This is a genomic window from Methanothrix sp. (genome assembly GCA_029907715.1).
Taxonomy (GTDB): Archaea; Halobacteriota; Methanosarcinia; order Methanotrichales; family Methanotrichaceae; genus Methanothrix_B.
On record JARYLI010000019.1, the window covers coordinates 20,332 to 27,590 of the forward strand.

General features: G+C 54.1%; 10 protein-coding genes. 4 read left to right on the plus strand and 6 right to left on the minus strand.

Features of this window, described 5'->3' with window-relative positions; all coding sequences use genetic code 11:
- Positions 1-520: 520 nt before the first annotated feature.
- Positions 521-1,033: a hypothetical protein gene (locus QHG98_08940; GenBank protein ID MDH7597842.1), complete on the plus strand. Its 513-nt coding sequence runs from the start codon at positions 521-523 to the stop codon at positions 1,031-1,033.
- Here QHG98_08940 and QHG98_08945 read toward each other — a convergent pair.
- Positions 1,030-1,521, minus strand: coding sequence for a deoxyuridine 5'-triphosphate nucleotidohydrolase (locus QHG98_08945; protein ID MDH7597843.1), 492 nt, complete (start codon positions 1,519-1,521; stop codon positions 1,030-1,032). The genes QHG98_08940 and QHG98_08945 overlap by 4 nt on opposite strands.
- Positions 1,522-1,629: 108 nt before the next feature.
- On the opposite strand from QHG98_08945, the gene QHG98_08950 reads away from it, so the two are divergent.
- Both QHG98_08950 and QHG98_08955 read left to right on the plus strand, forming a co-directional pair.
- Positions 1,630-1,953 carry a hypothetical protein gene (locus QHG98_08950; protein MDH7597844.1) on the plus strand — a complete coding sequence of 108 codons (324 nt, stop codon included), beginning with the start codon at positions 1,630-1,632 and terminating at the stop codon, positions 1,951-1,953.
- 230 nt (positions 1,954-2,183) lie between these two features.
- Positions 2,184-2,690: a DUF6125 family protein gene (locus tag QHG98_08955; GenBank protein ID MDH7597845.1), complete on the plus strand. Its 507-nt coding sequence runs from the start codon at positions 2,184-2,186 to the stop codon at positions 2,688-2,690.
- Positions 2,691-2,767: 77 nt separating this feature from the next.
- Here QHG98_08955 and QHG98_08960 read toward each other — a convergent pair whose 3' ends face one another.
- The 5 genes from QHG98_08960 to asd all read right to left on the minus strand — a co-directional run bounded on the left by QHG98_08960 (position 2,768) and on the right by asd (position 6,500).
- Positions 2,768-3,550 carry a hypothetical protein gene (locus QHG98_08960; GenBank protein ID MDH7597846.1) on the minus strand — a complete coding sequence of 261 codons (783 nt, stop codon included), beginning with the start codon at positions 3,548-3,550 and terminating at the stop codon, positions 2,768-2,770.
- A gap of 221 nt (positions 3,551-3,771) precedes the next feature.
- Entirely contained in the window at positions 3,772-4,068 is a 297-nt protein-coding gene (gene trxA, locus QHG98_08965; protein MDH7597847.1) for a thioredoxin, read from the minus strand.
- The gene (locus QHG98_08970) at positions 4,055-4,504 is read right to left on the minus strand and encodes an AsnC family transcriptional regulator (GenBank protein MDH7597848.1); all 450 of its coding nucleotides are present in this window, start codon (positions 4,502-4,504) and stop codon (positions 4,055-4,057) included. The genes trxA and QHG98_08970 overlap by 14 nt, the downstream gene beginning before the upstream one ends.
- Positions 4,497-5,471 (minus strand): radical SAM protein, encoded by a 975-nt coding sequence (locus QHG98_08975; GenBank protein MDH7597849.1) that lies wholly within the window; start codon positions 5,469-5,471, stop codon positions 4,497-4,499. The genes QHG98_08970 and QHG98_08975 overlap by 8 nt, the downstream gene beginning before the upstream one ends.
- Positions 5,472-6,500, minus strand: coding sequence for an aspartate-semialdehyde dehydrogenase (gene asd, locus QHG98_08980; GenBank protein ID MDH7597850.1), 1,029 nt, complete (start codon positions 6,498-6,500; stop codon positions 5,472-5,474).
- A 318-nt stretch (positions 6,501-6,818) separates the two neighbouring features.
- On the opposite strand from asd, the gene QHG98_08985 reads away from it, so the two are divergent.
- Positions 6,819-6,941, plus strand: a complete 123-nt coding sequence (locus tag QHG98_08985) for a hypothetical protein (protein MDH7597851.1) — start codon at positions 6,819-6,821, stop codon at positions 6,939-6,941.
- Positions 6,942-7,259 lie beyond the last annotated feature (318 nt).

A 7,259-nucleotide genomic window follows, 5' to 3' on the forward strand; every position in this document is an offset into this window, starting at 1 on the left:
GCAGGACCAGTACCTCTGCGAACAAGTTATCAAATGGATAAGAGCGTTGGCGTTTTGCAAGAGAGGGGGTCGACCTTCTTTGAGTTTGGAATAGGCAGGCCTCCTATATATTTACTTCTATGGGTAAGTTATCATATGGATAAGAGCGATTGCTTTTTCGTTTATCCGCACTTATAGGTGAGGATAGAGTCTCAGCACAAATTTATTAAGCGATGAGGTGGAACTTAGTTAGGGGATATCATTGAAAGTGACATATACAGATAAAAGTGGGAAAAAGGTAGAGCAGACTTTTAGTACAGAGGAAGAGGGTAAGAAGCTGAAGGAGAAGCTCAAGGCACTGGGAATAACGGACGCAAAGTGGGAATGGTAAATAGGATGTGGATATCCCGGTCCTAAAGGGCCGGACTTCCAACATCATCGCCATAACATTTATCATTAGTTTCGCTCCCGAAGACAGGCAGCTATTCTGTCTTATTCGGAGCACATCTTTGGAAATCTTTAAGATAAAGCGGGTGAGATCGTGAACAGACTGACCATAATAATAGCGGTTTTTGCTCTGCTTGGATGCTCGGCTGCCCTTGACGCGAAGGTCATCATTCCAGAGGAGAGAACTCTTGTTGTCGATCCTGGAGAAGGTTACTACATCAATACCGGCGACATCGATACGTCCTCTGGCATCTTCATGGAGAACTTCACGATATTTGGTGAGTCCGGTAAAGCAGATGCGGTGGTTTTCACACCATATGATGATATTCTGAAAATGTTGAGCAAGGAATCATTCCTGGATATAATGTCGGTGGCGCTGATGATCGAGGCCACCAAGGAGGGGCAGGAGACCGGAAACTGGACTGCTTCCAGCTACTACGGGGCGCCTGTGGTGGTGCACAACATGACGTTCACTTCAGGCACCCTTGCGGGCAGCGATGCATACCTTGCGGTGTGGCATGCGGGAGATGACAGCTACATAATGCTGTTGTCCATGCTGGACAGCAACACAACATCACAGATTATCAGCACTGCCAGGATAGTCTAGATGTTCTCCCCCTGGTAGGCTCCGCTGTAGGCTCTGTCTGCTGCGCTCTTCATGGTGATGAAGACGAGCTGCATGAGCCTCGCATTCTTTTTAATTCGTATCCCACTGGGATTGTGGACAACGAGAAGCGATTGGGATCTGCCACTGTATCCGGGATCCCACACCGCAGCAGAAAGACTCGCCCCGCATCTCAGAAGGCTCGATCTTGGAAGCGCAAATGCCATCATGTCCATTGGCATTCTGACGATCTCATTGAACGTCACCAGATACGCACCCTGCTCAAGGAATGCCCATCCATCACCATCAAACTGAACCGCCTCGGTCTGTGCGAGTCTGCGCTCGGTGTTGTCGAGGTCGATGGATCCCGACGACACAAACCGCTCGATGCTTCTGGCGGTCAGATCCACGCCGCATATCTGCTCCTGGATCTCCTGGTCTGCAAACGACTCCAGGAATCTCAACGCATCCTTTCCAGAGATCACCGACATGACCATCCCCAAGGGTTAAATCCGATGACGCCTTAAATATCATGGGGGTGCACCGGACCGGTCTGTTTCTCTGGTAGATTGCCGTCTGAGCATCCCGGGGATGGAAGTGTGGATGGATTGATAGTCTTCGAGGTGGAGATCGAGGATCCCACCGTCATGCGGTCCAGGATAATCTGGCCGACTGCAGAGGGCCCGTGGATAGAGGGCGGTGTGGATGAGCTTGTTGTTCATCTGATCTACGCGATGTGGTCAGCATACAACACAGCCTGGGCCCTGTCTCTCGTGATATCAAGCCGGTATGCAGATCTCGGCATCTCAGTCTCAGAGTCCCTCTCGAAGCTCATCTGTTCGCTGGGCGCTGTGGAGATAAGCGAGATACGCATGGACAGAAATGCCCTGGAGGAGCTCAGAAACGACAGGATAGAGCCGTGACCACCGCGCGTCACAGAAAGCCGGCAAGCACTGCGGCGCGAACCAGGAGCATGTCTCGAGATCCTGCCATTGAGATCGACAGCATGCCACTTTTATCCGTCCAGTGCCAGGCAGTGAATGCCGTTCCTTCCACTCTCAGATCTCACAGCCTGAGAGCATCTGCTCCCGATACAGCGCATCCGGGCGTTAACTTCTTTTTGATCTGTGATATGAATCAGGCTGGTGGTTCCATGGATGCAGGGCCTGAGCTTGATGAGTGGGATGTCATAGAGTACTTCAAACGCAGCTACAGAGCCGTCGACGGCCTGTGGTTCATGAAGGTCGAGGAGCGCTATGGCTTCGATACCGCTCTGGAGATAGATGATGATGTGTGGAGGGTGATGCCGAAGATACAGGCGAGAGCCCTGAAGTCGATGATGAATGAGTCGAAGGGCCTGGAATCTCTCACGAGGTGCTTCGCAGCGAAGCTCTCCCTGGAGGAGTTCGAGTTCGAGAGCTCATGTGATGGGAGAGGTGCGAGGTTCGTGGTGACCAGATGCCCATGGCATGAGATCATGGTCCGTGCGGGGAGGGCTGAGCTGAACGAGCGCGTCGGATCCAGGATATGCTGGAGCGAGCTGGAGGTCTGGGCATCAGAGTTCGGCGACGGGATCGTTCCCAGAAGGGGCAGAAGGATCTGCAGCGGAGATGAGAGCTGCGAGATCGGGTTCGAGCTGCGGAATGGAGCGGAACATTAACATCTCCGATGCCGCTGCTCTCCCGCATTCAGAGCACTCAGTGCTCTTCGAGCGAAATCAGATGAGGATATGTGTTCTCACATTCTCTTCTCGAAGAGATCGATCTCGTCGAGCGATATCGCGGCGCACCCTGTGGTTCTGAGGTAGTGCGCGAGAAGTCTCGACCTGACGCCTGCAGGATGGTAGAATATAACAGCCTCAGCGGATACATGGTCGAGCATTCTCATTATCCCGCGGAAATCCAGGTGGTCGCTGAGGCGTATACGCTTCCATGAGGCATCCGCCCTTCCGGTGAGCATGTACCTCTCAGGCGAGCGCACAAGCGGCAGGTTTTTTGGGGTCACGACAGATACGCCATCGCAATCCCGGAAGTCAATGATATCGCCGGCATCTGGCATCAGAGCCTCTGTGAGCCTTCTCCCCTCATCGTCCATGCCGATCGGATCGCTGAATCCCATGGCTCTTATCAGAGACACCGCACGCTGCGCCTTGCCAAAAGCATATGCGCCGAAAGACGATCCTGAGCTGAGCGCCTCCCAGAATCCGTTCAGATCATCATCGAATATGCAGGACGAGTCCCATGGATCCCCGTAGTTAGCCTCTGCAACGAGAAGATCGCATTTTGGCAGGGATCTGTAGTCCTTCACATCCCCTGTCACGAGTATCCTGACGCCCAGGCTGTTCTCCCAGTAAAACGCCGATGATCCTATGGTGTGCCTTGTGGGATACGTTCTCAGATCGACGCCATTGACATCCAGCGCCTCCCCGACCACAAAGCTCCTGCCCGCATAGCTTCTATTATGCCGGATCTCAAGAGCCAGTGCCGTCTCCCGGGATGCTATCGCCCTCGGCGACCGCATCGCAGAGCTTCCATGGTGATCGCTGTGCGCATGTGTTATGAGATATGCATCCGGCTGGTCGCAGCCTGGAACCCTGCTGGTGTCCACGGAGAACTTGTGGTCGTCGAAGAGCAGCGAGAGGTGCGGAGCAGGGTTGCCGTTGCCGTTCAGCCTTCTTATGGGTAATACCCCGAGCTCTCTGAACAGATCATGGATCCTACGCGCACCTATGCGACCGCCTCCTAGAGTATCTCATCGATCGCGCTGCTCAGCTCTTCTTTGGACGTGACGCCCAGCCAGCGGCGCACCTCCTTGCCGTCCTTCTCAAGGACTATCGTCGGCACCACCATGATGTTGTACCTGTTCGCGAGCTCCATGTTCCTGTCGACATCTATCTTTTTGATCTCTATCCTTCCGCCGTACTTCTTCTCCAGCTCCTCCATTATCGGCGTCTGCATCCTGCAGGGGCCACACCACGTGGCAAAGAAATCAATGAGCACAGGTTTATCCAAATCTTCAACCTCCTCAAATGATGTCAAACTTGACTCCTATCTTGAAAATCTTGATGGTTGGGAGCACGAGCATCTTGCGCCCCGTCCTGCTCCTTATCTCCGATATAATCTCATCAACACGCTCTGCGGGCGCGGATATCGTGAACCACAGATTGTAGCCGCTATCGTTTGGCCTTAGATAGTTGTGCGACACCTCATCGTACTCGTTCACGACAGAGCTCACGATATCCGCATCTTCAGGAGATACCTTCATCGCGACGAGAACCCCGATCATACCGAGACGTCTCAGATCCAGAATCGGCCCGATCCTGCGGATGAGCCCGAGCTCCTTCAGCCTTGAGACTCTTCTTATGAGCTCATCCTCCTCGATGCCCAGGCTCTCCGCGAGCTCCATGAAGGGTCTCTCAACAAGAGGAAAAGACTCCTGGAGCGCTGCGAGGATCCTCAGATCGATCTCATCCAATGGATCCCCTCCAGGCGCATGTCGGATCCTCTCCCAGATAATCACCGGTGAGCGCGTATGCCCGAGCTCTGCAGCCGCCGCAGGTTCTTACATAACCACAGCTCCCGCATCTGCCCTTCAGCTTTCGCTCCCTGAGATCGTTCAGAAGCGGTGAGCTGCTCCATATCTCTGAGAATGAACGCTCGCGTATGCTGCCCGCGGACAGGGGGAAGTAGCCGCATGGGAAGATCTCTCCGGTTCTCGAGATGAAGACAAACCTGATTCCTGCTATGCAGCCTCCGGCGCTGCGCCCATGCGATCTCCTCCCCAGGAGCACCCTGCCGTACTGCGGCGCGCACGTGGGGCGTATCTCGATCGATCGTTCTTCTGATGCAATTCTCTCAAGAAGGGACATCTGCATCTCAGGAGAGATGCTCTCGACGTCTCTGCCCCTGCCGGTGGGGACCATGAAGAATATGTGCACAGCCGCCGCGCCCTCCCGCTCTGCGAGGTCCAAAAGAGGATCAAGCTCATTGATATTTACCGGTGTCACTGTCATGTTGATCTGGAACTCGACCCTTCCACTCAGAGCCCGCATGCCTTTGAGGGCCAGATCGAATGAGCCCTTTCCACGTGTGGCATCGTTAGTCCCGGCGCTCGCGCCATCAAGACTGATGCTCACCCTGGAGATCCCTGAGAGGAGAATCCTGTCCACGATCTCAGGTGTTATGAGCGTGCCGTTTGAGGCGAGAGAGACCCTGACCCCGGAATCGGCTGCGTATCTCGCCACCTCGAAGACATCCGGCCGGAGCAGAGGCTCGCCTCCGGAGATTATCAGCATCGCTCCGAGGGGAGCCATCTCTCTTATCAGACCTTTTATCTCACCAGTGCTGAGCTCATCTGCAGATGGCACTGGCTCTGCAGACGCCCTGCAGTAGCTGCAGTTCAGGTTGCAGGCTCCTGTCGACTCCCAGGCTACGAGCAGCATTCAGAGCAGACCCTTTTTGTGGAGAAGCTCGGCGTTCAGTATGCTCGCTCCCGCTGCACCGCGTATAGTGTTGTGGCCCATGCAGATGTACCTGATGCCGGGCCTGATCCTCCCCACAGAGACCGACATACCCCTGCCGGCGTTCCTGTCCAGCCTTGGCTGCGGCCTGTCTGGCTCATCCCTGACGATTATGGCCTTCTTTGGAGACGTCGGGAGATCGTCCAGCCCGGGGTTGAAGTCCAGGAAGGCCTGCCTGACCTCAGCCGGCGTGGGATCATCTTTCATCCTGACCCAGACAGCCTCTGTGTGTCCGTCCATGACAGGAACACGATGGCAGCTCGCGCTTACAGTGAAATCAGCCGGAACTATCCTCTCCCCATCAAACCTTCCCAGGATCTTCTGGGCCTCTGTCTCAACCTTCTCTTCCTCGCCTGCGATGTATGGTATGATGTTGTCCAGGATCGCCATGGATGGCACTCCCTCGTATCCGGCGCCGCTGACCGCCTGCATCGACGCGACATGAACGCTCTCTATGCCGAACTGCATCAGCGGCTTGAGCGTGAGTGCAAACATGATGGTGGTGCAGTTTGGGTTCGTTGTGATGTAACCCTCCCAGCCCCTCCGCTCCTTCTGGACCTTTATGAGATCTATGTGATCAGGGTTGCATTCCGGTATCAGAAGAGGAACGTCCGGAACCATCCTGTTCGTCGCGGTGTTCGAGGCGACGACGAACCCGGCCTCCGCAAACTCCGCCTCAACTTTCTTCGCTTCATCAGATGGTAGTGCTGAGAATACTATATCAGCATCGACCTCTTTCGGATCGACCCTGACAACGGTCATATCTGCGAACTCATCCGGCAGCTCGCTCTCAAGCCTCCATTTTGCAGCCTCACGATACTTCTTTCCCGCGCTTCTGTCAGATGCTGCCAGGCTTGTGAGCTCGAACCACGGATGCTCCCTAAGTCCTTCGATAAAACGCTGTCCCACAGCGCCCGTCGCTCCCAGGACGCCTGCCTTGATCTTTGCCATCAACGATCACCCTCTGAACTGAGATGGCATAGAGGATGGTGTGGTATATAATTACTGCTCCGGCAGAACACAGGTAACCGCAGCATCCTCCAGGAGTGATGGGCTCGCTGGAGGAGGTGATACACCGATACACCTGGTGCGTTGAATAATTGAGACCTAAAAGGTCGATAGATATCGATTTTTACTATAAAAGTTGTATGAATTGGGTCAATGCCATCAGATTCTCAAACATTATTCAACACAGCAATCACACCCAAAAGCTTATATTCGTCAAATGTCGAAGATATGCTGACCGATATGTTCGAGAGAGATATTTGCATGGATGGCATGGCTCAAATGAGCTGGTTTGGCGTTTACGACTGGGAGAAGCCGGAGCCGAATCCTGAGCCCAGGATGCCCAGGAGAAAGAGGCCATTCATCAGCAGCCCTTGGGGCTGCTAACTCAGTCTTTCGCTCGCGCTGCCCATGACAGTGGCCCTTGTAAATGCGTCATTGCGAGAGGCAGCGTCCAGCTCTGCTGGTTTTTGTGGGATGTCCACACTGGCTGCAGATTTCTGATATCGGCTCATCTCCGCGAATTACCGGAGATCCGACTTGGACAGGTTTCCTGGGATCGCTGGGGTTTCTTTTCCCGCTCTTATCCATCTGATAACTTGGCCCGAAGAGGCACCAGTCAACCTATTGCTCCATAACAAAATGTTTTAACCATTGCGTTGATCTATCCAGACTATGGGTAGAAAGAGAGTTCATGAAGTGAGT